Genomic DNA, 22,779 nt, shown 5'->3' with positions numbered 1-22,779 from the left:
GTCCTGATCGAACAGCTCGCCCTTGCGTCACGCCCGGCGTGGCCTGGTCGCGGGCAGCCGATCCCCGTAACCGGAGGAGGGGTGTCCGCGGCTCGGCCGCGCAGGGCGTACCACAACGCCAAAGGTCGAGTGTAGTCGTAGCGCGCGCAGGGCTGATCTCAGGCCGGGACGGCCCTCGCACGGCGAAGCCCGCCGGGCCGGCGGCTCCAGCGGCTCCCGGCGGCCCTCAGGGCCGCTCAGAGCATGAAGTCCGGCACTCCGGCGGGCAGGATAAATCGGAACTGGGCGCCGCCGCCGGGCGCGCGGCTGATCCTGATGGTGCCGCCGTGGGCCTCGACGATGCCCTTGACGATGTAGAGGCCCAGGCCCGTGCCGCCGCGCTTGGAGCCGCGCCAGAAGCGGGTGAAGACGCGCGGCATCGACTCCTCGGGGATGCCGCTGCCTTCGTCGCTCACGGTGACCGCTGTTCCTTCCAGGACCCGGGGCGGGGTGCCCGGAGGCTCCCAGCCGGCTGCTTCCACCACTTCCTTGGCGGACGCCACCTCGATGGTGACAGTCCCCTCGCCGTGCCGCACCGCATTTTCCAGCAGGTTGGCCAGTACCTGGTCGACCTTGTCCGGGTCGGCCCACAGCGGCCCGGAGAGCTCACCGATCCGGATGTGGAAGCGGTCCGCCGGGATGCCGGCCGCGACCTTGCCCTCGACGTGCCGACGGACCGCCGACGGCAGGTCGACCACCTGTTTGCGGACCTCCAGCCGGCCGGCGTCGATCCGGGAGATGTCGAGCAGTTCGGCGATCAGCCGGGTGACCCGGTCCGCGTCCGCGTCGACGGTCTCCAGCATCACCCGCTTCTGCCCGTCGTTGAACCGCTCCCACTTGGCCAGCAGGGTCGCCGTGAAGCCCTTCACACTGGTCAGCGGGGAGCGCAGCTCGTGCGCCACGGTCGCGATCAGCTCGGCGTGGCTGCGCTCGGTGCGCCGGCGGGCCTCGGTGCCGCGCAGCGAGACGACCACCCGCTCGACGCGGCCGCGCGGGTGCGCGCGCACGTACCGGGCCGAGGCCAGCACCTCACGGCCGCCGGGCAGCAGCAGGTTGCGCTCCGGCTGGCCCGTGCGGACGGCCAGGCCGCCGTAGGGATCGGTGAGCTGCCACCAGCGGCGGCCGTCGAGGTCCTCCAGCGGCAGGGCCTGCTCCAGCCGGGCGCCGAGCGCCGCGGCCGGGCTGATGCCGGTGATCCGGGCGGCGGCGCTGTTGAAGACGGTCACCAGGCCCCGGGCGTCGGCGACCACGAGCCCGTCCGGCAGTTCGTCCGGGTCGAGCTGTGCCGCACTGCCCACCATGGGTGTCCCTCCCGCTTACCCAGCGTGTTGCCGCCCCGAGGCTGACCCTAGCGCCCCTACCCCCGTGCGCGACAGCCTCCGGGCGAGCGCTGTGCGCGGGCGGAGGCGTAGAGGCACACGGCGGCGGCCGTGGCGAGGTTGAGGCTCTCGGCGTGTCCGTGGATGGGCACGCGCACCACCTCGTCGGCCAGTGCGCGGGTCTCCTCCGGCAGGCCCCAGGCCTCGTTGCCGAAGACCCAGGCCCCGGGCGCGCCCAGGGTGCCCTCGTCCAGCTCCTGGTCCAGGTCGCGCTCCCCCGCGCCGTCGGCGGCGAGCACCCGCACGCCGGCCTCGCGCAGCCGGGCGACGGCCTCCTCGATCGGCACGCCGGTGGCGAACGGCAGGTGGAACAGGCTGCCGACGGAGGCCCGGACGGCCTTCGGGTTGTAGAGGTCCACCGAGGCGTCGGTGAGGACGACGGCGTCCGCGCCGGCCGCGTCGGCGGTCCGCAGCACGGTGCCGGCGTTCCCGGGGTCGCGGACGTGCGCGAGCACGGCGACCAGCTGCGGGCGGGCGGCCAGCACCTCGTCGAAGGGCGTGTCGATGAAACGGCAGAGCGCGACGATGCCCTGCGGGGTGACGGTGTCGCAGATCTCCGCGATCACCTCGTCGGTGGCGGTGAGCACCGGCAGTCCGGCGGCCAGCGCGGCCTCGACGAGCTCGGAATGCCGCTCGGCCGCCTCGAAGGTGAGGTAGATCTCCACCACGGCGTGCTCGGCCGAGCCCGGCAGCTGCCCGAACGCCACGGCCTCCCGGACGGCCTGCGGCCCCTCGGCCAGGAAGCGGCGCTCCTTGCTGCGCTGGTTCCGCTTGGCGAGCCGGCGGGCGGCGATCACCCGCGGGGAGCGCAGGGAGGTGAGCAGGGGGGTGTCGGTGCTCTGCATGCTCTCGTTCTCTGGGTAGGGCCGGGGGTGCGCCGCCGGGGGTGCGCCAACGAATCGGACCCGCAGGCCGTGTGGCCTGCGGGTCCGGACAGCTCAGCTGTGATCCGCGCGGGATCAGGCAGCGGCGACCTTCGGCGCGTTCACGTCGGCCGGCAGCGCCTTGCGGGCAACCTCGACGAGCACGGCGAACGCACCCGCGTCGTGCACGGCCAGCTCGGCCAGCATCTTGCGGTCGATCTCGACGCCGGCGGCCTTCAGGCCCTGCACGAAGCGGTTGTAGGTGATGCCGTTGGCACGGGCCGCAGCGTTGATGCGCTGGATCCAGAGCTGGCGGAAGTCGCCCTTGCGCTTCTTGCGGTCGTTGAAGTTGTAGACGAGCGAGTGGGTGACCTGCTCCTTGGCCTTGCGGTACAGGCGCGACCGCTGGCCGCGGTAACCGCTGGCCCGCTCGAGGATGACCCGGCGCTTCTTGTGGGCGTTCACTGCCCGCTTGACGCGTGCCACTTGATTACTCCTTGGGTTGGACCGCGGACTGCTTCACGCGGTCCGTCATTCGATTGGGTCGGGAAGGATCAGCCGGTCCCACGGCGAGGCCGCGGGCGGGCGATCACTTGCCCAGAAGCTTCTTGATCTTCTTGGCGTCGGCCGGGGCCAACACGACGGTGCCGGCCAGCTTGCGGGTCAGCGTCGAGGGCTTGTGCTCCAGCAGGTGGCGACGGCCCGCACGCTCGCGCAGCACCTTCCCGGAGCCGGTGATCTTGAAGCGCTTGCTGGCGCCGCTGTGCGTCTTTTGCTTCGGCATGTCGCCGTCTCTCCTCATCGTCCGCCCCTTGGCCCCGCACACTGCTGTGCGGGCCCGGGGCACAGGCCCCTCCCCACCCGGGGTCGGGTCAGGAGGGCGGTTCTCGGTGACCGGGGCGGCTGCCCCGGTACCTGGTGGCCGGTCGCTCGGACGTTCCGTGAGCCGCTGGGGCTCAGGCGTCCTGGGCGGTCTCGGCCGGCTGCTCGACCTCGGCGGCCGGGGCCTCGACGGCCTCGTCGCCCTCGGTCTCGTCACCCTCGACGTCCTCGGCCTGGTCGAGGGCCTCGTCGGCCTCGATGTCGTCCTCGGTGTCGTCGGCGACCGAACCGGGGGTCCGGCCCTGGCGCTCGGCCTTGCGGGCGTCCGCAATGGCACGGGCCTCGGCCATGGCCTCGGTCTTCTTCTTGTGCGGGCCAAGAACCATGATCATGTTTCGGCCGTCCTGCTTGGCCGAGGACTCCACGAAGCCCAGGTCCTGGACGTCGTCCGCGAGCCGCTGCAGCAGTCGGAAGCCCAGCTCGGGGCGGGACTGCTCACGACCGCGGAACATGATCGTGATCTTGACCTTGTCGCCCTGCTTGAGGAACCGGACGACGTGACCCTTCTTGGTGTCGTAGTCGTGCGGGTCGATCTTCGGCCGGAGCTTCATCTCCTTGATGACCGTGTGCGCCTGGTTCTTGCGCGCCTCACGGGCCTTCATGGCCGACTCGTACTTGAACTTGCCGTAGTCCATGAGCTTGCAGACCGGCGGCCGCGCGGTGGCGGCTACCTCGACCAGGTCCAGGTCGTACTCCTGGGCAAGCTCCAGCGCCTTGGCGAGCGGGACGATGCCGACCTGCTCGCCGCTGGGACCGACGAGTCGCACCTCGGGGACGCGGATCCGGTCGTTGATGCGGGGCTCGGTGCTGATGGGGCCTCCTCGGTTGCACCTTTTTTCGATGCGGCCGTCGGACGGCGGTCGCACGTAGTGGCTTCGACCACTGGGCGGGGCTTCATTCATGCTGCGCTGCGAACAGCACCGCAAGCACGAAAAAAGCCCCGCACGGTGACAGGCGGGGCTCCACACAATCCTGGGCGCCGGGTGAGGGCGCCACTGGCGACCGGCAACCCTGGCGGGCGCCTGTCGCGGACCGTACCCGTCGACCGCGAGGACGAAGCGGGTGGGAGACTGTCGCGGCGGCCCTCTCGGGCCTCCTGGGTGGAGCCTCCACTTGCTGGCCACGAACCCATGCGGGAACCTGGCCGGTCAGTCTCGAAGCATACAGCCTTTCCCCCCGCACCGGTATTCCGCCCCTCCCGGGCCGGGCCCGCCGACCTGCGGCGCACCCGGCGCCCACCCCCTGGGTACGCTCGCTGTGTACCCAACCCGGCACGACGGAGTGAGCCATCTTGACCAGCCAGCCCGAGCACCACGAAGAGCACCCCGGCGACGGGGCCATCGGCTTCGACGACCTGACCCGCGACATCGCGGAGGTGCCGGCCGTCGAGGTGATCACCACCGTGGCGGTCCACCTGATGAGCGCCGCCGCCGTGAAGTGCGGGCTCGCCGAGGGCGGCGACAAGGACAAGGACCTGGACGAGGCCCGCAAGCTGATCACCGCGCTGGCCGGCCTGGTCACCGCCGGTGCCCCCGAGATCAGCAACTTCCACGCCGCCCCGCTGCGGGACGGCCTGCGCTCGCTCCAGCTGGCCTTCCGCGAGGCCTCGCTGGTGCCGGACGCCCCGGGCTCCGGCCCCGGCGAGAAGTTCACCGGGCCGGTCTACTCCTGAGCCCCGCACGCGCCGATGCCCCCGGATCCGTTCCGGGGGCATCGGCATGTCCGGCGGCCGCCGGTCCGGGCCGGCCGCGGTCGAGGGCGTCGGGTCAGCGGCGGTAGAGGGCGTCGGCGGGCAGCGCGGTGGTGGCCGGCACCAGAGCCAGCTGCAGGCCGCGGTCCAGCCTGACCCGGAGCACCGGATCGCCGGTCAGCCCGCCGGCCAGCCGCTCGACCGTCTCGCGGACCAGCCCGTCGGGCGTCCCCTCCGCCAGGGTCACCGCCAGCGTGCCGTCCACCCCCTGGCCGGGCGCCAGGTGGCCGGCCAGCACCGAGGGCTCGGCCGCGAGCAGCGCCCGGACCGCCTCGCGGACCTCCGGGTCCGCGACCGGCGGCAGATAGTGCCGGTTCTCCGCCACCGCGCGCAGCCGGGCGCCGGTGAGCTGGAAGGGGACCGGCCCGGCCGGGTCGAGCAGCAGGGTGTCGGCACGCTCGGAGTACGCCACCATGGCGGCCTGCGGGGCGGCCACCGGGGCCGGCCGGGCATCGGCGCGCCAGCGGGCCATGCTCTCCAGCGAGGTGAACGCCGGCAGCGCACGGCGCCCGTCCGGCGCCTCGACCACCGGGACGGCCATGTCGCTGGTCTTCTCGCGCCGGAGCCCGTCGGGGCCGGTCTCCACCTCGCCGAGCAGGGCGACGATCGGCACCATCAGCCGGCTCGCCGTCAGGGCGTCCAGCAGCTCGCCCTCCACCGTACGGTCGTCGGCCCAGGCCGCGAGGGCCGAGGCCAGCCGCGGGTCGGCGGTACCGTCGTCGTCCGAGAACCCGGGGTTCGGGATGTTCTTGCGCTCCACCCCGTGAGGGTATGCCACCTGACGGGCCGGTCTGCTCAGCCCGCGCTCACCCGCGGCTCAGCACCCGGCAAGGCGCGCGGCCGAGCATCGGGCCATGGCAGCAGGGCGGCGGGCCGCGCGCAGACGGCGGCGGCGGATCAGACGGACGGTGGTGGCGGCCGTGGTACTCGGCCTGACGGGCGGTGCACTGGCCGAGGCCCTCCGGGGCGTGGCCGAGGGGCACGCCGCGGTCGCCGTGCTGGACCTCGCCACCGGCACCGGCGCGAGCCACGGCGAGGACGCCTTCGTCACCGCCAGCATCGTCAAGGCGGACATCCTGGCCGCCCTGCTGCTCCGGGCCCCTGCCACCGGCCTCACCGCGGCGCAGGCCACGGCCGCCGAGCTGATGATCGAGCAGAGCGACAACGACGCCGCGAGCGAGCTCTACCGGCAGATCGGCGGCGCCGCCGGGCTGGACGAGGCCAACGCGGTCTTCGGGCTCACCGCGACCACGGCCGGTGCGGACGGCTACTGGGGGCTCACCAGCACCACCGCCGCCGACCAGCTGCGCCTGCTCCGGGTGGTCTTCGGCCCGGGCTCGCCGCTGGACGCCGATGCCCAGGCGTATCTGCAGCGGCTGATGGGCCGGATCAGCAGCGGCCAGGACTGGGGTGTCTCGGCCGCCGGGCCCGCACTGCTCAAGAACGGCTGGCTGCCGCGCGCCGACAGCGGGCTCTGGGTGGTCAACAGCATCGGCCGGGTGACGGTGAAACAGCGCCAACTGCTGGTGGCCGTGCTCTCCGACGGTTCGCCCGACCTGAGCCGGGGCATCGGCACGGTCGAGTCGCTGTCCGTCGCCGCCACGGCCTTCCTGACCGCCGAGATCTCCGGCTCGGACCCTACCCAGCGGTAGTCCCGTGTGGCAGTCTGCGCCCATGGCCATCCTGCAGCCCGCCCCGGGCCTCGCCTCGGACCGCGCCCGCTACGACCGGGCCACCGCACACCTCGACGCACCGCTGGCCATCGTCGATCTGGCGGCCTTCGACGCCAACGCCGCCGACCTGGCGCGGCGGGCGGCCGGGAAGCCGATCCGGGTGGCCAGCAAGTCGGTGCGCTGCCGGGCACTGCTGGAACGGGTGCTGGGCATGGACGGCTTCGCCGGGATCATGAGCTTCACGCTGGCCGAGTCGGTCTGGCTGGCCCGCTCCGGTTTCGAGGACATCCTGCTCGCCTACCCGTCCGCCGACCGGGCCGGCTACGCCGAAGTCACCTCCGACGCCAAACTGGCCGCCGCCGTCACCGTCCTGGTCGACGACCTGTCCCAGCTGGACCTGATCGACCGCGCCCGCGAGGGCTCGGAGGAGGTCCGGGTCTGCCTGGAACTGGACACCTCCCTGCGGCTGCTGGGCGGCCGGGTCCGGGTCGGCGCGCGGCGCGCCCCGATGCGGACGCCGGAGGAGCTCGGCGCCTTCGCCGAACTCGTACACACCCGGCCGGGGTTCAGGGTGGTCGGCCTGATGGCGTACGAGGGACACATCGCCGGTGTGGGCGACCGGATCCCCGGGCGGCCGCTGAGGTCGCGGGCGATCCAGGTGATGCAGGCCAGGGCCAGGACCGAGCTCGCCCAGCGGCGGGCCGCGGTGGTGCGGCGGCTGCGGCAGGTGGCCGAGCTGGAGTTCGTCAACGGCGGCGGCACCGGCAGCGTGGAGAGCACGGTGGCCGAGCGCGCGGTCACCGAGGTGGCCGCCGGGTCCGGGCTGTACGTGCCGCGGCTGTTCGACAACTACCGCTCGTTCCAGGGCCGTCCGGCCGCGCTGTTCGCCCAGCCGGTGGTGCGGCGGCCGGGGGTCGGCGTGGTCACGGTGCTCGGCGGCGGCTACCCGGCCTCCGGCGCGGCCGGGCCGGACCGCTCCCCCGTGCCGCACCTGCCCTCCGGACTGCGCTACGACCCCCAGGAGGGGGCCGGCGAGGTGCAGACCCCGCTGCTCGGCTCGGCCGCCGACGACCTGCTGATCGGCGACCGGGTCTGGTTCCGGCACGCCAAGGCGGGCGAACTGTGCGAGCGTTTCGCCGAGTTGCACCTGGTCGAGGGCGACCGGGTGACCGACACCGTGCCCACGTACCGCGGCGAGGGGAAAACCTTCCTCTGAACGTCGGTGGCCTGCCCTAGGCTGACGGCCAGTCGGATTGTCGATCGGAAGGGGCTGCCGTGGAGGCGGAGATCGTCGCACTGGCCACGTCGGGAGCGACCACACTGGTCTCGCTGATGGTGACCGAGCTGTGGTCGGAGGCGCGCGGCCGGTTCGCGTCGCTGTTCGGCCGCCGCAGCGAGGACGTCGGCGAGGACCTCGACCAGGCCCGGGCAGAACTCCTGGCCGCGGACGACCCGTCGGCCGTGGCGGCCGGTGCGGAGACCGAGTGGGGCAACCGGCTGCGGCGGGCGCTCGCGGCCGACCCGGAGGCCGCCGCCCGGCTCCGGGCGCTGCTCGACGAGCTCAGCCCGGCGGCGCAGGCGGCTCCCGGGCCGGCGCACACCACCGTCACCACCACCACCACCGTCAACGGCGAGTTCCGCGGCGTGTCGATCCAGGCCGGCAGCGTGGGCAGCGTGCACACCGGGCAGTGAGCGCCGGACAGTGAACGCCAGGAAGTGAGCACCGGGCAGCGAACGGCCCCGGTCCCCGGCGACGGCACCGGGGACCGGGGGGGTGCACCGCAGGCGCCGCGTCAGGTGCGGGTGCCGCCCGAACCGCCGTCCGGGCCGGGGCCGTTGTAGGCGGCGATGCCGGTGACGATGGTGTCCATCAGCTTCACGTCCGGCGCCTTGCCGTCGACGTCGAAGCCCAGGTGCACGGTGGTCAGCTGCTTGCCGTCGGCGGTGGGGAAGACCACCGTCTCGACGTAGCCGTCGTTGCCCTGCGGTGCGTCGACCTTCCAGCGGACCAGGTACCCGCCGTGGCCGGCCACGGTGACCGGCTCGGACTTCAGCTCCTCGTGCGACTTGATGTCGCCGTAGGAGTCCTTGGCCGCGGTCGCGATGTCGGCCAGGGCCGCCTGCTTGGCGTCGGTGCCGGCCAGCTTGCCGGTGACCACACCGCCCAGTGAACACGGGCTGGTGCCGTCGGCGCAGGTGTACGAGCCGACGGTGAGGGCCGCGAAGCCGTCCGAGGTGGTACCGCCCTTCCACCCGTCGGGGACGGGCAGGCTGATCCGGTTCACCGCGTCGACGGCGGGCCCGCCGGCCTTGCCGCCGCCGCCCCCACCCTGGCCCCCACCCTGGCCGCCGCCGCGGCCACCGCCGTTGCCGCCCCGGCCGCCGCCGTCCCCGTTGCCGCCGCTGGGACCGCCGTTGCCGCCCGGACCGCGCAGGTCCTGCGAGCCGGGGCCCGGGCCCTTACGGTCCACGGCCCGGCGGTCGCCGGAACGTCCGTCCATCACCAGGTACGTCACGCCGGAGCCGACCGCCAGGCCGATCAGCGCGGCCACCGAGGCGGCCAGCAGGACCACCCGGCCAGGGCCGGTCCGGGCCTTCGCCGGGGCCGCCGGGTCGGCGGCGAGCGGCAGCCCCGGGTAGTGGACGGTCGGGCCGGTGCCCAGGACGTGCCCCTCCAGCACCTGGTCCTCGGGGCCGCCCTCGGCGCCCTCGACCTGTGCGGGCCGGGTCGTGGTGGTCCATCCGGTGCCGTCCCACCAGCGCTCCGGCCGCGGGTCGGTGGTCGTGTCCTTCGGGTCCGGGTACCACCCGGCGGGAATCTGCTCGCTCACGCCAGAGAATCTAGGCGCATACGGGTAAACGCGGAATCAGCGCGACCTGAAAACGGCCTTTCCCCGATGAGATTCGGATGAGAAAGACACGCCCCTCACCCGGATCGCCCCAGCGGCCGCGCCGCGCCCCACGAGGCGGCAGAATTCCCGCATGACCCAACGGCCCGTCATCGGCATCAGCACCTACCTCACCACGGCGGCCTGGGGCCGCTTCGACCGCCGGCTCGCAGTCATGCTGCCCGAGCGCTATCCCGCCCTGGTCCGCGCCGCCGGCGGCCTGGCCGTCCTGCTCCCGCCGGACGCACCCGAGCACGCGCCCGGGGCCGTGGCCCGGCTGGACGCGCTGGTGATCGCGGGCGGCGAGGACGTCGATCCGGCCCTCTACGGCGAGCGGCCGCACCCGTGCACCGAGGCCGTCGCCCCCGAGCGCGACGCCTGGGAGGCCGCCCTGCTGCGCGCGGGTCTGGCGGCCGGGGTGCCGGTGCTCGGGATCTGCCGCGGGATGCAGCTGCTGAACGTGGTCCGCGGCGGTTCGCTGGTCCAGCACCTCCCCGACCGGGTGCATCACGAGGGCCATGCGGGTGGTGAGGGCAGCTACGGCCGGCACGCGGTCCGCCCGGTCGCCGGGACGCTGCTGGGCGGCCTGCTGCCGGAGGAGAGCGTGGTGGTGCCGACCTCGCACCACCAGGCGGTGGACCGGCTCGGCGAACGGCTGACGGTCTGCGCCCGGGCCGAGGACGGCACGGTCGAGGCGGTGGAGGACGCGACCGACGGCGGCTTCGTGCTGGGCGTGCAGTGGCACCCCGAGCAGGGCGAGGACCTGCGGGTGATGCAGGCCCTGGTCGGGGCGGCCACGGCGGTCCGCCCGGGTACGCCGGAACCGGTCGCGGTGCCCGTCCCGGTCGGCTGAACCGGACACCCGTACGAGCGCCCGCAGGACCGTCCGTACGCCCGTCCGACGGGAACGACAACGGTCACCAGTGCAGCCTTTGGATCTTCGTCTGATCTGGGGTTCACTTCGTGGACGGGCAGTTCGGCCCGGCGACCGAAGCGTGCGGGAGAGGATCTCGATGGGCGGCCACGACCACCAGCACGACCACCAGGGCCATGACGGTCACGGCGGCCACTCGCACGCGGTGGCGGCCGACGCCGACCGCCGCTGGCTGCTCGGCGCGCTGGCCCTGATCGTCGTCTTCATGGCCGGCGAGGTGGTGGTCGGCTACGCCGCCCAGTCGCTGGCCCTGATCTCGGACGCCGCGCACATGCTCACCGACGCGGCCTCGATCGTGCTGGCCCTGATCGCGATGCGGCTGTCCGCCCGGCCCGCCCGCGGCGGCTACACCTACGGCCTGAAGCGCGCGGAGATCCTCTCCGCCCAGGCCAACGGCGTCACCCTGCTGGTGCTGTCCGCCTGGCTCGGGTACGAGTCGGTCCAGCGGCTGATCCACCCGCCCGAGGTGACCGGCTCGCTGGTGCTGGTCACCGCGCTGGTCGGGATCGTCGTCAACATCGCGGCGGCCTGGTGCATGTCCAGGGCCAACCGCAGCTCGCTCAACGTCGAGGGCGCCTTCCAGCACGTGGTGACCGACCTGTACGCCTTCATCGCCACCGCCGTGGCCGGTGCGGTGATGCTCACCACCGGGTTCGTGCAGGCGGACGCGATCGCCTCGCTGATCGTGGTGGTACTGATGCTCAAGGCGGGCATCGGCCTGGTCCGGGACTCCGGACGGATCTTCCTGGAGGCGGCCCCGGCCGGCATCGACCCGGACGCCGTGGCCGACCAGATGGTGGCCGACCCGCTGGTCGAGGAGATCCACGACCTGCACATCTGGGAGATCACCTCCGGCCAGCCGGCCCTTTCGGCCCACATCCTGGTCACTCCCGGGGGTGACTGCCACGCCGTCCGCCGCCAGCTCCAGCGCCGGCTGCGCGAGGAGTACCGGATCAGCCACAGCACCCTCCAGGTCGACCACGTCGGCGAGGAGGAGACCGACGGGCTGCTGCAGATCACCGGCCCCACCGCCGCCGAACCCTGGGACCACTGCGCGGACGCCCACGGCCCCGTCCACCGCAGCGGCCCGCACGAGCACTGAACCGACGGTTCGTCACCGCCGTGCGGCATGATCTGAGGGTGACCGCACCCCGACTGATGCTGCTCGACACCGCGAGCCTCTACTTCCGCGCGTACTTCGGCGTGCCGGAGTCCGTGAAGTCCCCCGACGGGCAGCCGGTGAACGCCGTCCGCGGCCTGCTCGACTTCATCGCCCGGCTCGTCCAGGACCACCGCCCGGACCACCTGGTGGCCTGTATGGACGCCGACTGGCGCCCGCAGTGGCGGGTCGACCTGATCCCCTCCTACAAGACCCACCGGCTGGCCGCGGAGGCCACCGGGAACGAGGAGGAGATCCCGGACACCCTGTCGCCGCAGGTGCCGGTGATCGAGCGGGTGCTGGACGCGCTGGGCATCGCCCGGGTCGGCTGCCCCGGCTACGAGGCGGACGACGTGATCGGCACGCTGACCGCGCGGGCGGCCGGCCCGGTGCAGATCGTCACCGGCGACCGCGACCTGTTCCAGCTGGTCGACGACGACCGGGCGGTCACCGTGCTGTACCCGGTCAAGGGCGTCGGCCACCCGCAGGTCACCGACAACGCGCTGCTGCTGGAGAAGTACGGCGTGGACGGCGCCGCGTACGCGGACATGGCGGCCCTGCGCGGCGACGCCAGCGACGGGCTGCCGGGGGTGAAGGGCATCGGCGAGAAGACGGCGGCCCAGCTGCTCCAGACGTACGGCGACCTGGCCGGGGTCCGGGCGGCGGCGCTGGACCCGATGTCGAAGCTGACGCCGGCCCGGCGGCGCAACCTGGTCGAGGGGTCGGCGTACCTGGACGTCGCGCCGACCGTGGTGCGGGTCGCCGCCGACTGCCCGCTGCCCGCGTTCGACCCGGTGCTGCCGAGCGAGCCGCTGGACCCGATGACGCTGGAGGAGCTCGCCACTCGGTGGAACCTGGGGAGCTCGCTGGAGCGCGTCCTCGCCGCGCTGGCGCACCCGTAGGCACCACGCCGCGGGTCGACCCACAGGGGCGCGGGGAACCGCGCGCCCCTGTGGGTCGACCAGGTGCGGATGGATACCCGGCGGCCTCAGCCGACCGAGGAGTAGGCGATGATGCCCCGGCGGAGGCCGTCCACGGCCTTGCGGGCGGTGGAACGCAGGGCCGTGTCCTCGCCGGCCGCGTCCTGGATCTGGCCGAGCACGTCGATCAGCTGCTTGGTCCAGCGGACGAAGTCGCCAGCCGGCATGTCGGCGTCCCGCAGGACCGAGTCCAGGCTGTGGCCGAGCGCCCAGCGGTAGGCGGCCCAGGCGAAGCCGAGGTCGGGTTCGCGCTGGCCGACGCCCTCGGCGGTGGAGATCCGGTGCTGTTCCTCCAGCGCGTCCAGGTGGCCCCAGATCCGGACCATCTTGCCGAGTGCCTCCTTGGCCGCGCCTTCCGGCACCCGGGGGGCGGTGGCGTCGTCGGACTGCCGGGCCTCGAAGACCAGCGCCGAGGCGCAGGCGGCGAGTTCGGCGGCGGCCAGGTCGGACCAGACACCCTCGCGGATGCACTCCGAGGCGAGCAGGTCCAGCTCGCCGTAGAGCCGGCCGAGCCGCTTGCCGTCCTCGGTGACGGTGTCCCCGGTGAGGTAGCCGAGGTCGGTGAGCAGGCCGCAGACCCGGTCGAAGGTGCGGGCGATGGTGTGGGTGCGGGAGCGCATCCGGCGCTCCAGCAACTCCGTGTCGCGGTGCAGGCGGTGGTAGCGCTCGGCCCAGCGGGCGTGGTCCTCGCGCTCGTCGCAGCCGTGGCACGGGTGGCGGCGCAGCTCGGCGCGCAGCTCGGCGATCCGGTCGTCGTCGGCGGCGGCCGTCCGGCCCTTGCGGTAGCGCTCGGGCTCCAGGTGGCCGGCCTTGGTGCGCAGGGCGGAGGCCAGGTCGCGCCGGGACTGCGGGCTGCGCGGGTTGAAGGACTTCGGGATCTTGACCCGTTCCAGGGCCTGGACCGGGTGCGGGAAGTCGATCATCGCGAGCCGCTTGACCTGGCGCTCGGCGGTGAGCACCACCGGGCGCGGGCCGTCCTGGTAGTCGGGGTGGCGGCTGGTCCGCGGGGAGCGGCTGACCGGCGGCAGGCCCGGGTCGAGAACCAGGGCGAGACCGGCGAACTTGCCGGTCGGGACGTGGATCACGTCGCCGGGCTTGAGCTGCTCGATCGCCTCGACGGCGGCGGCCCGGCGCTGGGTGGAGCCCTCGCGGGCGAGCTCGTTCTCGCGGTCCTTGAGGGCCCGGCGCAGGCCCATGTACTCGTCGAAGTCGCCGAGGTGGCAGGTCATCGACTCGCGGTAGCCGTCCAGGCCCTCTTCGTTGCGCTGGACCTGGCGGGCGATGCCGACCACCGAGCGGTCGGCCTGGAACTGGGCGAAGGAGGTCTCCAGCAGCTCGCGGGAGCGGTGCCGCCCGAACTGGCCGACCAGGTTGACGGCCATGTTGTACGAGGGACGGAAGGAGGACCGCAGCGGGTAGGTGCGGGTGCCGGCGAGGCCGGCCAGGGCCTCCGGGTCGAGGCCGCGCTGCCAGAGCACCACGGCGTGGCCCTCGACGTCGATGCCGCGGCGGCCGGCCCGGCCGGTGAGCTGGGTGTACTCGCCGGGGGTGATGTCGGCGTGGGTCTCGCCGTTCCACTTGACCAGCTTCTCCATGACCACCGAGCGGGCGGGCATGTTGATGCCGAGCGCGAGGGTCTCGGTGGCGAAGACCGCCTTGACCAGGCCCTTGACGAAGAGCTCCTCGACGACCTCCTTGAACCTCGGCAGCATGCCGGCGTGGTGGGCGGCGATGCCGCGCTCCAGGCCGTCCAGCCACTCGAAGTACCCGAGGACGTGCAGGTCCTCGTCGGGGATGTCGGCGCAGCGCTGTTCGACGATCTTGCGGACCTTGGCCCGGTCGGCCTCCCGGTTGAGCCGCAGGCCGGAGGTGAGGCACTGCTGGACGGCGGCCTCGCAGCCGGCCCGGCTGAAGATGAAGGTGATCGCGGGGAGCAGGCCCTCGGCGTCCAGCCGTTCGATGACGTCGACCCGGCCGGGGGTCCAGATCCTGGTGGGGCGGCCGGTCGGCATGGAGCGGCCGCGGCCCTTGGCGAACCGGTCGCGGCCGCCGCGGTCCTGCTCGGAGCGGGCGAGTCGGACCAGTTCGGGGTTGACCGCCTTGGCGGGATTGCGCGGGGCGTCCTTGGGGCGGCCGTCCCGGTCGGGGCTGGCGAACAGGTCGTACATCCGGTTGCCGGCCATCACGTGCTGCCACAGCGGCACCGGGCGGTGCTCGGAGACGATCACCCTGGTGCCGCCGCGGACGGTGTCCAGCCAGTCGCCGAACTCCTCGGCGTTGGAGACGGTGGCGGACAGCGAGGCCAGCACGACCGACTCGGGGAGGTGGATGATGACCTCCTCCCAGACGGCGCCGCGGAAGCGGTCGGCCAGGTAGTGGACCTCGTCCATGACGACGTAGCCGAGGCCGTCGAGGGCCCGCGAACCCGCGTACAGCATGTTGCGCAGGACCTCGGTGGTCATCACGACCACGGGCGCGTCGCCGTTGACCGAGTTGTCCCCGGTGAGCAGACCGACCTTGTCGGCACCGTAGCGCTTGACCAGGTCGCCGAACTTCTGGTTCGACAGGGCCTTGATCGGGGTGGTGTAGAAGCACTTGCGGCCGCCGGCCAGGGCCAGGTGGACGGCGAACTCGCCCACGATGGTCTTGCCGGAACCGGTGGGGGCCGCGACCAGGACTCCCTCGCCGGCCTCCAGGGCCTCGCAGGCCTCGATCTGGAACGGGTCGAGGGGGAAGTCGTACAGCTGCTGGAAGCCGTAGAGGGCGGTGGCCTGCTCCTTGGCCCGGCGCCGGGCGGCCTGGTAGGCCTCGGCGGGGCTGAGCTGCTCCTGGCCGGTGAGCTGCTGGTCACTGCGGCCCGGCATGGCGCTGTTCATCGGCGTCACCTTTTCTTCCCGCGGGCGGACGGCCCCGAGGGGCGAGACGGGTGCGCAGACGGCGACGCCTGCGGCTGCGGGGCCGGGGCTTGGAAGGCCGTCGGGGCGCAGCGGATGTGGTGGGTGTTGTGGTGATCGAGCATCTCAGCCAGAGATTACCCGCCGGGACTGACATCGATAGCACCGATTTTTCGCGGGCCGGAGCCCGGGTGGCCCGCGGTGGGTCTTTGGCGCCTTGTCGACAGTAATTCGGCCGACCGTTCGGCAACCTGACGCAATCGAGCCTGTGCGGCCAGTCACAGGACTCCACGGCCGAGGTGCTCGACCCGTACGTGTCCAAGGACCCCTCGACACCGTCAGCCGGCCGGTGTACGGCGGGAATCCGAACGACAGGAACGAGTCCCGCCTCCGCGTGGGAGCGTGGCCAGCATGCCCGCAACCGGTCGCTGCGGCCGGCGGCGCGGCTGGCGGCCCAAGGGTGACGGTCATGCTTGATCAATCAGATTCGGATTTGCTGAAGTCTTCAACCCGCCTGAAATCCAACACCGATCGTTCATGATCAGTCCGGCTCGGATCAGTTCTGATCATCCCGCCGCACGCGGCCGCACCCGTCCCCCACAGTCGGAGCACTTGCCCCGCCACCGCGGCGGGACTCACCGGCTGGGAGGACCTCGCGATGGCGACTCTGGAAACCGCGCTCAAGGACGCCATGGTCATCGAGGGCGCCATCGGCGTCGCCGTGGTCGACTACGGCAGCGGCATGGCGCTCGGCACCCTCGGCGACAACACCGAGCTCGACCTCAACGTCGCGGCCGCGGGCAACACCGACGTGGTCCGGGCCAAGATGCGCACCATGGAGATGCTCAACCTCCACGACAACGAGATCGAGGACATCCTGATCTCACTGAGCAGTCAGTACCACCTGATCCGGCCGCTCACCACACAGACCGGGCGCGGCCTGTTCCTCTACCTCGCGCTCAACCGGTCCCGGGCCAACCTGGCGATGGCCCGGCACCAGCTGAAGCGGATCGAGGCCTCGATTGAGGTCTGACCCGCGACCGGCCGGCGGAGCCACGGAGAGAGGAGGCGCGGGTGCCCGTACCGCTGCACCAGGCGAAGGCCGAGTTCTTCCGCATGCTCGGTCACCCGATCCGGATCCGGGTGCTGGAGCTGCTGCAGGCCGGCCCGACGCCGGTCCGCGAGCTGCTAGCCGAGCTGGACATCGAGCCCTCCAACCTCTCCCAGCAGCTGGCCCAACTGCGCCGCGCCGGGCTGGTGACCGCCACCCGGGAGGGCTCGACCGTGGTGTACGCCCTGGCCGGCGCCGACGTCGCCGATCTGCTCCGGGCGGCCCGGCGCATTCTCACCGAACTCCTGGCCGACCAGGGCATGCTGCTCGCCGAGCTGCGCGCGGCGGACTGACCCCGGCCCGCGCTACCGGGCGATCAGCTCCCGCAGGCCGGTGGCGAGGTCGCGGTACTCCTGGGGCCGGTTGTAGAGCTGGGCGCTGATCCGCAGCACCCCGCCACCGGGCCACGGCCGCACCGCGATCCGGGCCTGCAACCGCCGGGCGACGGCCACCGCCAACGCCTTCGCGGCGTGCTCGCTCTCCGCGACCCCGGGCGGCAGCCGCAGCGCCCGCATCGCCGCGCCCGGCATGGCCGCCAGCGGGCGCAGGCCGGTCCGCTCCGCGAGCATCCGGGCACCGTACGCGGCGAGGGCCGCGTTGTGGCCGCGCACCCGGTCGACGCCGAGCTGTTCCAGCAGGGCGAACCCGGCCGGCGCGGCCAGCCAGGGTGTGTAGTCGTAGGTGCCGCGCCACTCGACCCGTCCGGGGAATCCCCGGTCGTGCTCCCAGGAGAGCGTCAGCGGTCGGATCCGGGGGCGCCAGGCCCCGCCGACGGCCAGTACGGCGGCGGCCCGGGGAGCCAGCGCCCACTTGTGCAGGTTGCCGATCCAGAAGTCCGCGCCGCCGGCCCCGTTGCCGAGCTGGACGGGGAGCATGCCCGGCGCGTGCGCGGCGTCCACCACGGTGGCGACGCCGCGGGCGGCGAGGTCGGCCAGCAGTGGTCCGCCGGCGATCTCCCGGGCGGTCGGCGAGGCGACCAGGTCGAGGACGGCGACCCTGGTCCGCTCCCCCACCGCGGCCAGCACCTGCGCCCGGACGGCCTCCGCGTCGGGGGTGTACAGGGAGAGCCGGATCCGGCGGACCACCGCACCGGTCTCCGCGGCGCGCCGTTCGGCCGCCGCCGAGACCACCCCGTAGCCGTGGTCGGTCACCAGGATCTCGTCGCCCGCTTCGAGCGGGAGGGAGTCCAGCACCACCGCGACGCCCTCGGTGACGTTGGTGAGCAGCGCGATCCGGTCGGGTTCGGCGCCCAGCGCGGTGGCGATCCGGGCCCGGGCCCGGGCGATCCGGTCGGGGAGGTCGGCGAAGAAGCCGTCCGGGTCCTGCTCCTGCTCGGCCCGCAGCCGGGCCTGGACCCGTTGCACGGGTGTGGGCACGGCGCCGTACGAGCCGTGGTTGAGGTGGGCCACCGCCGGGTCCAGGGTGAACAGTTCGCGGGTGCCCGGCAGCGGCTCGGGCGGGTGGCTCATCGACAGCTCATTGGTGTGTGACATTTCACACTGCATAGTTCTAGCCGAGTAGTGGTTCCCGGGGCAAGCATCGGTGCCCGTGACCCACACCGACCCCTTCCTCGCCCTCAGCACCCGCACCGGCCGGTTCAGCTACGGCTCGCCGCGCGCCGCCGCCTTCTCCGCCGACGGCACCCGCCTGCTCTTCCTGCGCTCCACCGGCCCGCAGGACCCGGTCGACCGACTCTGGCTGCTCGACCTGACGACCCGCCAGGAGACCATGGTGGCCGACCCGGTGGCGCTCGCCCCCCAGCGCACCGGCGCCCTGGCCGACCTGCCCGCGCCCGAACGGCGGCTGCGCGAGCGGCTGCGGCTGTGGGCTCCGGGGATCGGCTCCTTCGCCGCCACCGCCGACCTCTCGACCGCCGTCTTCACCCTCGACGGACGGCTCTTCCGTACCGACACCACCCACGGCACCACCACCGAACTGCCCACCGCCGCCCCCGCCTTCGACCCCCGGCCGGACGCCACCGGGCAGCGCGTCGCCTACGTCGCCGAGGGTGCCCTGCACCTCACCCCGGCCCCCGCGCTGCACCCCGGCGGGCCGCTCAGCCCGCGGGACGGCGCCACCTGGGGCATGGCCGAGTTCGCCGCCGCCGAGGAGCTGGGCCGCACCCGCGGCCACTGGTGGTCCCCCGACGGCAGCGCCGTCCTCGCCACCCGGGTGGACGAATCCGCCCTGCCGCTGCGCCACTTCGCCGACCCGGCGCACCCGGAGCTGGCCCCCGAGTCCTTCGCCTACCCGCAGGCCGGCGGCCCCAACGCCGACGTCCAGCTGTGGGTGCTCGGGCTGGACGGCCACCGGGTACGGCTGCACTGGGACGCCACCGCCTTCCCGTACCTGACCGCGGCCGGCTGGGAGGGCAACGGGGAGATCCTGCTCACCGTCGCCGACCGGCTGCAGCAGAACGTCCTGCTGCTGACCGCCGACCCCGTCACCGGCAGGACGGCCGAACTCTCCCGGACCACCGACGAGTTCTGGGTCGACGACGTACCCGGCACCCCGGCCCGGCTGGACGACGGCCGGCTGCTGACCGCCGCCGACACCCCGGACGGCCGGGCCCGCGGGGTGGCCCTGGACGGCCGGATCCTCAGCACCGAGCGGATCCAGGTCCGCCGGGTGGTGGGCCGGCTGCGCGGCCGGCTGCTGGTCGAGGCGAACGAGGAGGAGCCCGCCGACCAGCACGTCTACCTGCTCGACCCGGACGGCGGCGCACCCGAACGGCTCACCGCCGGCGCCGGCGTGCACTCCGCCACGGCGGGCGGCGAGACCCTGCTGCTGACCTCCGCCGACGCGGACGGCATCCGCCGCCGGATCCACTTCCGGGGGGAGGAGTTCCCGCTCGCCGACCACGCCGAACCCCTGCCGTACCGGGTCGTGCCGCAGCTCGCCCGGGTCACCGAACTCGGCCTGCCCACCGCGGTGGTGTACCCGCGCGGCCACCTGGCCGGGCAACGGCTGCCGGTGCTGCTGGACGTCTACGGCGGGCCCGGCGCGCAGGCCGTCGCCGCCGAGCCGCGGCGGTGGCAGCACCGACAGTGGTGGGCCGACCAGGGCTTCGCGGTGGTCACCACCGACAACCGCGGCACACCGTTCGTCTCGCCCGGCTTCACCCGGGCGATCTTCCGCCGCTTCTCCCGGGTCGCGCTCGACGACCAGGTGGCGGCCCTGCGGGCGCTCGGCGAACGCCACCCGGACCTCGACCTCGACCGGGTCGGGGTGCGCGGCTGGTCCTACGGCGGGTACTTCGCGGCGATGGCCGTGCTGCGCCGCCCGGACGTCTTCCACGCCGCCAGCGCCGGCGCGCCGCCGACCGACTTCCGGCTGTACGACACCGCCTACACCGAGCGGTACCTGGGCCTGCCGCAGGACAACCCCGAGGGCTACCGGGCCGACTGCCTGGTCGAGGACGCCCCGGCGCTGAGCCGGCCGCTGCTGCTGATCCACGGCCTGGCGGACGACAACGTGCACCCCTCGCACACCCTGCGGCTCTCCCAGGCGCTCACCCGGGCCGGCCGGCCGCACAGCCTGCTCGCGCTGCCCGGGGTCAGCCACCTGACGCCCAACGGGACGCACGAACAACTCGCCGCCCTGGAGCTGGACTTCCTGCGCGGCGCGCTGACCTGACCACACAGGGTCGACGGTCGCGCGCGACGAGTGACGGCCCGTCCAGGCTCTTCCATGTGACCGATGACATGTGAAATATTACGCCCGCTCACCCGACCACCCCCGTCCGGAAAGGACCGGTCAGTTGCGCAAAGCCTCCGCAGCCCTCGCGGCTGCACTGAGCACCAGTGCGATAGCAGTGACCATGCTGGGCACCCCCGCCCAGGCCCGCCCCGTCCCGCCCGTCACCGTCTCCGGCCACCAGGCCACCACGGGCGCGCCGGCCGCCGACGGCCAGGAGGGCCCGCAGCAGGACCTCGCACCGCAGGAGCGCAAGCGCCAGGCGCTGCGCGGCCTCGCCCTGGAGCAGGTCAACAGCGGCGCCGTGGCGAAGACCGCCGCGGGTACCACGCCGGCGAAGGTGAAGATCGGCAACGACTACGTCCAGCTCGCGCAGCAGCGCAAGGACAAGGTCTTCGTGATCCTCGCCCAGTTCGGCGACCAGGTCGACAACTCGACGCTCTACAACGGCCAGCCCCGCTACGGCGGCACCCCCGGGCCGCAGCACAACGCGATCCCCCAGCCGGGCAAGGACGACACCCACACCTTCTGGAAGAACGACTTCAGTCGTGACTACTACCAGCAGATGTTCTTCGACGCCTCGCCCGGCGCCAACTCGATGCGCAACTTCTACCGCACCCAGTCCTCCGGCCGGTACGACATCGAGGGCACCGTCAGCGACTGGGTGACCGTCCCGTACAACGAGGCCCGCTACGGCAGCAACAAGGGCCCGCAGGGCAGCGGCGCGTGGACCCAGGCGCAGGAGTTCGTCCGGGACGCGACCAAGGCCTGGTTCGACGGCGAGGTCGCCAAGGGCCGTACGCCGGCGAGCGTCCGCGCGGAGCTGGCCCAGTACGACACCCAGGACCGCTACGACCACGACAAGGACGGCGACTTCAACGAGCCGGACGGCTACCTCGACAACGTGATCGTGGTGCACGCCGGCGTCGACGAGACCTGGGGCGGCGGCGCCCAGGGCGCCGACGCGCTGTGGGCGCACCGCAGTTGGGACCTCCCGGACCCGACCGGCCAGACCGGCCCGGAGGGCAACCGGATCGGCGGCGCGCCGGTCGGCGACACCGGCCTGTACGTCTACGACTACCTCCAGGCGGGCGAGAACAGCGGCGTCGGCCTCTTCTCGCACGAGTTCGGCCACAACCTGGGCCTGCCCGACCTCTACCCGACCAGCGGCGGCGACAACGCCGTCAACTTCTGGTCGCTGATGTCCTCCGCCTCGTACCTGGGCAAGGGCAAGAACACCACCGGCGAGTTCCCCGGCGACCTCGACGCGTGGAGCAAGCTGCAGCTCGGCTGGCTCAACTACGACGAGGCGCAGGCCGCCACCCGCTCCAGCCACGCGCTGGGCGTCAGCGGCTACAACACCGACCAGGCGCAGGCCGTCCTGGTGCACCTGCCCCCGTCGCAGACCACCACCTCGCTGGCCACCCCGGCCGAGGGCGGCTCGCAGTGGTGGAGCGACACCGGCGACAACATGGACGCCTCGCTCACCCGCACCGTCGACCTGCGCGGCCGGTCGACCTCGGCGGCACTGGACGCCTCCGCCTGGTACGACATCGAGCAGGACTACGACTTCCTGTCGGTCGACGCCTCCACCGACGGCGGAAAGACCTGGACGCCACTGCACGGCACCGTCGACGGCGCACCGATCGGCAACACCACCTCGCTCACCCCGGGCCTGAGCGGCAGCTCCAACGCCTGGACCCGGCTGCACATCCCGCTGGACGCCTACCTCGGACAGCAGGTGCAGGTCCGCTTCCACGTCACCTCGGACGGCAACACCCACGGCCGGGGCGTGCTGATCGACGCCGTGAAGGTCGCCGCCGACGGGGTGGAGATCGTCAACGACGGTGCCGAGCAGGGCGGTCAGGGCTGGGCGCTGACCGGCTTCTCGGTGATCAAGGGCAAGGACGCGGTCAAGGACCACCCGCGCGCCTACCTGGTGGAGAACCGCCGCTACGTCGGCTACGGCGCCTACCTCAAGACCGGCCCGTACAACTTCGGGTACTCCGGCATCTACGGCAAGGCCGGCATCATCGACACCTACCCGTACCAGGAGGGCGTCCTGGTCTGGCTGTGGGACACCGCCTACGAGGACAACAACACCAAGGACCACCTGGGCGGCGGCCTGATCCTGCCGGTCGACGCGCACCCCGAGGTGAACTACTTCAACGGCGGCACCCCGGTCAACGGGCGGATGCAGAGCTACGACGCGCCGTTCTCGCTGAAGCCGACCACCGCGTTCCAGCTGCACAACGTCAGCGCGGTGACCAAGTTCCCGGCGAAGCCCGCGGTGCCGGTCTTCAACGACCGCACCGGCGGCTACTACAACCCCGCCGCCCCGCAGTTGGGCGTGCAGGTCCCGAACACCAACACCAGGATCGAGGTCGTCCGGGAGACCCAGGGCGGCAAGCTGACCACCATCAAGGTCGGCCCCGCCTCCTGAGCCGCCCGGCCGCCCGACCGGGCGGTCCGGCGACAGGAGCAGAGCCCCGGTCCCGCTTCGGCGGGGCCGGGGCTCCGGCGGGTCCGGG

Annotated in this window: 20 protein-coding genes; 11 read left to right on the top strand and 9 right to left on the bottom strand. The window is 73.2% G+C overall.

Features of this window, described 5'->3' with window-relative positions:
• Positions 1-236: 236 nt before the first annotated feature.
• From OG871_RS31040 to infC, 5 genes are all read right to left on the bottom strand, one after another.
• Positions 237-1,340 carry an ATP-binding protein gene (locus OG871_RS31040; RefSeq protein WP_371501310.1) on the bottom strand — a complete coding sequence of 368 codons (1,104 nt, stop codon included), beginning with the start codon at positions 1,338-1,340 and terminating at the stop codon, positions 237-239.
• Positions 1,341-1,396: 56 nt separating this feature from the next.
• Positions 1,397-2,263, bottom strand: coding sequence for a TrmH family RNA methyltransferase (locus OG871_RS31035; protein WP_371501309.1), 867 nt, complete (start codon positions 2,261-2,263; stop codon positions 1,397-1,399).
• 114 nt (positions 2,264-2,377) lie between these two features.
• Entirely contained in the window at positions 2,378-2,767 is a 390-nt protein-coding gene (gene rplT, locus OG871_RS31030) for a 50S ribosomal protein L20 (RefSeq protein ID WP_371501308.1), read from the bottom strand.
• Positions 2,768-2,870: 103 nt separating this feature from the next.
• Positions 2,871-3,065, bottom strand: coding sequence for a 50S ribosomal protein L35 (rpmI, locus tag OG871_RS31025; RefSeq protein WP_371501307.1), 195 nt, complete (start codon positions 3,063-3,065; stop codon positions 2,871-2,873).
• A gap of 172 nt (positions 3,066-3,237) precedes the next feature.
• Positions 3,238-4,005, bottom strand: coding sequence for a translation initiation factor IF-3 (gene infC / locus OG871_RS31020; protein WP_371503479.1), 768 nt, complete (start codon positions 4,003-4,005; stop codon positions 3,238-3,240).
• Positions 4,006-4,454: 449 nt separating this feature from the next.
• On the opposite strand from infC, the gene OG871_RS31015 reads away from it, so the two are divergent.
• Positions 4,455-4,835, top strand: a complete 381-nt coding sequence (locus OG871_RS31015; protein WP_371501306.1) for a DUF1844 domain-containing protein — start codon at positions 4,455-4,457, stop codon at positions 4,833-4,835.
• Between the two features lie 94 nt (positions 4,836-4,929).
• Here OG871_RS31015 and OG871_RS31010 read toward each other — a convergent pair whose 3' ends face one another.
• Positions 4,930-5,673 (bottom strand): SseB family protein, encoded by a 744-nt coding sequence (locus OG871_RS31010; RefSeq protein WP_371501305.1) that lies wholly within the window; start codon positions 5,671-5,673, stop codon positions 4,930-4,932.
• Between the two features lie 94 nt (positions 5,674-5,767).
• Here OG871_RS31010 and OG871_RS31005 point away from each other — a divergent pair, with 94 nt between their 5' ends.
• Genes OG871_RS31005 through OG871_RS30995 form a run of 3 tightly spaced genes read left to right on the top strand, consistent with a single transcriptional unit; the run spans position 5,768 to position 8,278 of the window.
• Complete coding sequence (locus OG871_RS31005; RefSeq protein WP_371501304.1) at positions 5,768-6,565, top strand: hypothetical protein; 798 nt, start codon at positions 5,768-5,770, stop codon at positions 6,563-6,565.
• Positions 6,566-6,587: 22 nt separating this feature from the next.
• Positions 6,588-7,802, top strand: coding sequence for an amino acid deaminase/aldolase (locus tag OG871_RS31000; RefSeq protein WP_371501303.1), 1,215 nt, complete (start codon positions 6,588-6,590; stop codon positions 7,800-7,802).
• 59 nt (positions 7,803-7,861) lie between these two features.
• On the top strand, positions 7,862-8,278 hold the full coding sequence (locus OG871_RS30995) for a hypothetical protein (RefSeq protein ID WP_371501302.1): 417 nt from the start codon (positions 7,862-7,864) through the stop codon (positions 8,276-8,278).
• Positions 8,279-8,379: 101 nt separating this feature from the next.
• On the opposite strand, the gene OG871_RS30990 is transcribed toward OG871_RS30995, so the two are convergent.
• Positions 8,380-9,417 carry a DUF2510 domain-containing protein gene (locus OG871_RS30990; RefSeq protein ID WP_371501301.1) on the bottom strand — a complete coding sequence of 346 codons (1,038 nt, stop codon included), beginning with the start codon at positions 9,415-9,417 and terminating at the stop codon, positions 8,380-8,382.
• A gap of 151 nt (positions 9,418-9,568) precedes the next feature.
• Between OG871_RS30990 and OG871_RS30985 the strand changes: the two genes are divergently transcribed.
• The 3 genes from OG871_RS30985 to OG871_RS30975 all read left to right on the top strand — a co-directional run bounded on the left by OG871_RS30985 (position 9,569) and on the right by OG871_RS30975 (position 12,469).
• Positions 9,569-10,327: a gamma-glutamyl-gamma-aminobutyrate hydrolase family protein gene (locus OG871_RS30985; RefSeq protein ID WP_371501300.1), complete on the top strand. Its 759-nt coding sequence runs from the start codon at positions 9,569-9,571 to the stop codon at positions 10,325-10,327.
• A gap of 160 nt (positions 10,328-10,487) precedes the next feature.
• Positions 10,488-11,510 carry a cation diffusion facilitator family transporter gene (locus OG871_RS30980; RefSeq protein WP_371501299.1) on the top strand — a complete coding sequence of 341 codons (1,023 nt, stop codon included), beginning with the start codon at positions 10,488-10,490 and terminating at the stop codon, positions 11,508-11,510.
• A 56-nt stretch (positions 11,511-11,566) separates the two neighbouring features.
• The gene (locus tag OG871_RS30975) at positions 11,567-12,469 is read left to right on the top strand and encodes a 5'-3' exonuclease H3TH domain-containing protein (RefSeq protein WP_371503478.1); all 903 of its coding nucleotides are present in this window, start codon (positions 11,567-11,569) and stop codon (positions 12,467-12,469) included.
• 86 nt (positions 12,470-12,555) lie between these two features.
• On the opposite strand, the gene OG871_RS30970 is transcribed toward OG871_RS30975, so the two are convergent.
• Positions 12,556-15,423 (bottom strand): DEAD/DEAH box helicase, encoded by a 2,868-nt coding sequence (locus OG871_RS30970; RefSeq protein ID WP_371501298.1) that lies wholly within the window; start codon positions 15,421-15,423, stop codon positions 12,556-12,558.
• Positions 15,424-16,099: 676 nt separating this feature from the next.
• Between OG871_RS30970 and OG871_RS30965 the strand changes: the two genes are divergently transcribed.
• Both OG871_RS30965 and OG871_RS30960 read left to right on the top strand, forming a co-directional pair.
• Positions 16,100-16,474 carry a hypothetical protein gene (locus OG871_RS30965; protein WP_371501297.1) on the top strand — a complete coding sequence of 125 codons (375 nt, stop codon included), beginning with the start codon at positions 16,100-16,102 and terminating at the stop codon, positions 16,472-16,474.
• 41 nt (positions 16,475-16,515) lie between these two features.
• Positions 16,516-16,845, top strand: a complete 330-nt coding sequence (locus tag OG871_RS30960) for an ArsR/SmtB family transcription factor (protein ID WP_371501296.1) — start codon at positions 16,516-16,518, stop codon at positions 16,843-16,845.
• Positions 16,846-16,857: 12 nt separating this feature from the next.
• Here the strand turns inward: OG871_RS30960 and OG871_RS30955 are convergent, their stop codons facing one another.
• A complete protein-coding gene (locus OG871_RS30955) occupies positions 16,858-18,045 on the bottom strand; it encodes an aminotransferase class V-fold PLP-dependent enzyme (RefSeq protein WP_371501295.1) in 1,188 nt (395 codons plus the stop codon).
• Between the two features lie 55 nt (positions 18,046-18,100).
• Here OG871_RS30955 and OG871_RS30950 point away from each other — a divergent pair, with 55 nt between their 5' ends.
• A complete protein-coding gene (locus tag OG871_RS30950) occupies positions 18,101-20,188 on the top strand; it encodes a prolyl oligopeptidase family serine peptidase (protein WP_371501294.1) in 2,088 nt (695 codons plus the stop codon).
• A 184-nt stretch (positions 20,189-20,372) separates the two neighbouring features.
• Positions 20,373-22,691, top strand: a complete 2,319-nt coding sequence (locus OG871_RS30945) for an immune inhibitor A domain-containing protein (RefSeq protein WP_371501293.1) — start codon at positions 20,373-20,375, stop codon at positions 22,689-22,691.
• Positions 22,692-22,779: the final 88 nt, after the last annotated feature.

It is taken from the genome of Kitasatospora sp. NBC_00374, assembly GCF_041434935.1.
In the GTDB taxonomy this organism is placed as follows: domain Bacteria; phylum Actinomycetota; class Actinomycetes; order Streptomycetales; family Streptomycetaceae; genus Kitasatospora.
The sequence above is the reverse complement of the archived record's forward strand: the minus strand, read 5'-3'. Positions and strand labels throughout refer to the sequence as shown.

Bases quoted from the DNA above. Each gene is read 5' to 3' on its own strand.
- OG871_RS30980 (WP_371501299.1), top strand. From the start codon at position 10,488: ATGGGCGGCCACGACCACCAGCACGACCACCAGGGCCATGACGGTCAC.
- OG871_RS30955 (WP_371501295.1), bottom strand. From the start codon at position 18,045: ATGTCACACACCAATGAGCTGTCGATGAGCCACCCGCCCGAGCCGCTG.
- OG871_RS30975 (WP_371503478.1), top strand. From the start codon at position 11,567: ATGCTGCTCGACACCGCGAGCCTCTACTTCCGCGCGTACTTCGGCGTG.
- OG871_RS31005 (WP_371501304.1), top strand. From the start codon at position 5,768: ATGGCAGCAGGGCGGCGGGCCGCGCGCAGACGGCGGCGGCGGATCAGA.
- OG871_RS30985 (WP_371501300.1), top strand. From the start codon at position 9,569: ATGACCCAACGGCCCGTCATCGGCATCAGCACCTACCTCACCACGGCG.
- OG871_RS30945 (WP_371501293.1), top strand. From the start codon at position 20,373: ATGCTGGGCACCCCCGCCCAGGCCCGCCCCGTCCCGCCCGTCACCGTC.
- rpmI (WP_371501307.1), bottom strand. From the start codon at position 3,065: ATGCCGAAGCAAAAGACGCACAGCGGCGCCAGCAAGCGCTTCAAGATC.
- OG871_RS30970 (WP_371501298.1), bottom strand. From the start codon at position 15,423: ATGAACAGCGCCATGCCGGGCCGCAGTGACCAGCAGCTCACCGGCCAG.
- OG871_RS30965 (WP_371501297.1), top strand. From the start codon at position 16,100: ATGGCGACTCTGGAAACCGCGCTCAAGGACGCCATGGTCATCGAGGGC.
- OG871_RS31000 (WP_371501303.1), top strand. From the start codon at position 6,588: ATGGCCATCCTGCAGCCCGCCCCGGGCCTCGCCTCGGACCGCGCCCGC.
- OG871_RS31040 (WP_371501310.1), bottom strand. From the start codon at position 1,340: ATGGTGGGCAGTGCGGCACAGCTCGACCCGGACGAACTGCCGGACGGG.
- OG871_RS31035 (WP_371501309.1), bottom strand. From the start codon at position 2,263: ATGCAGAGCACCGACACCCCCCTGCTCACCTCCCTGCGCTCCCCGCGG.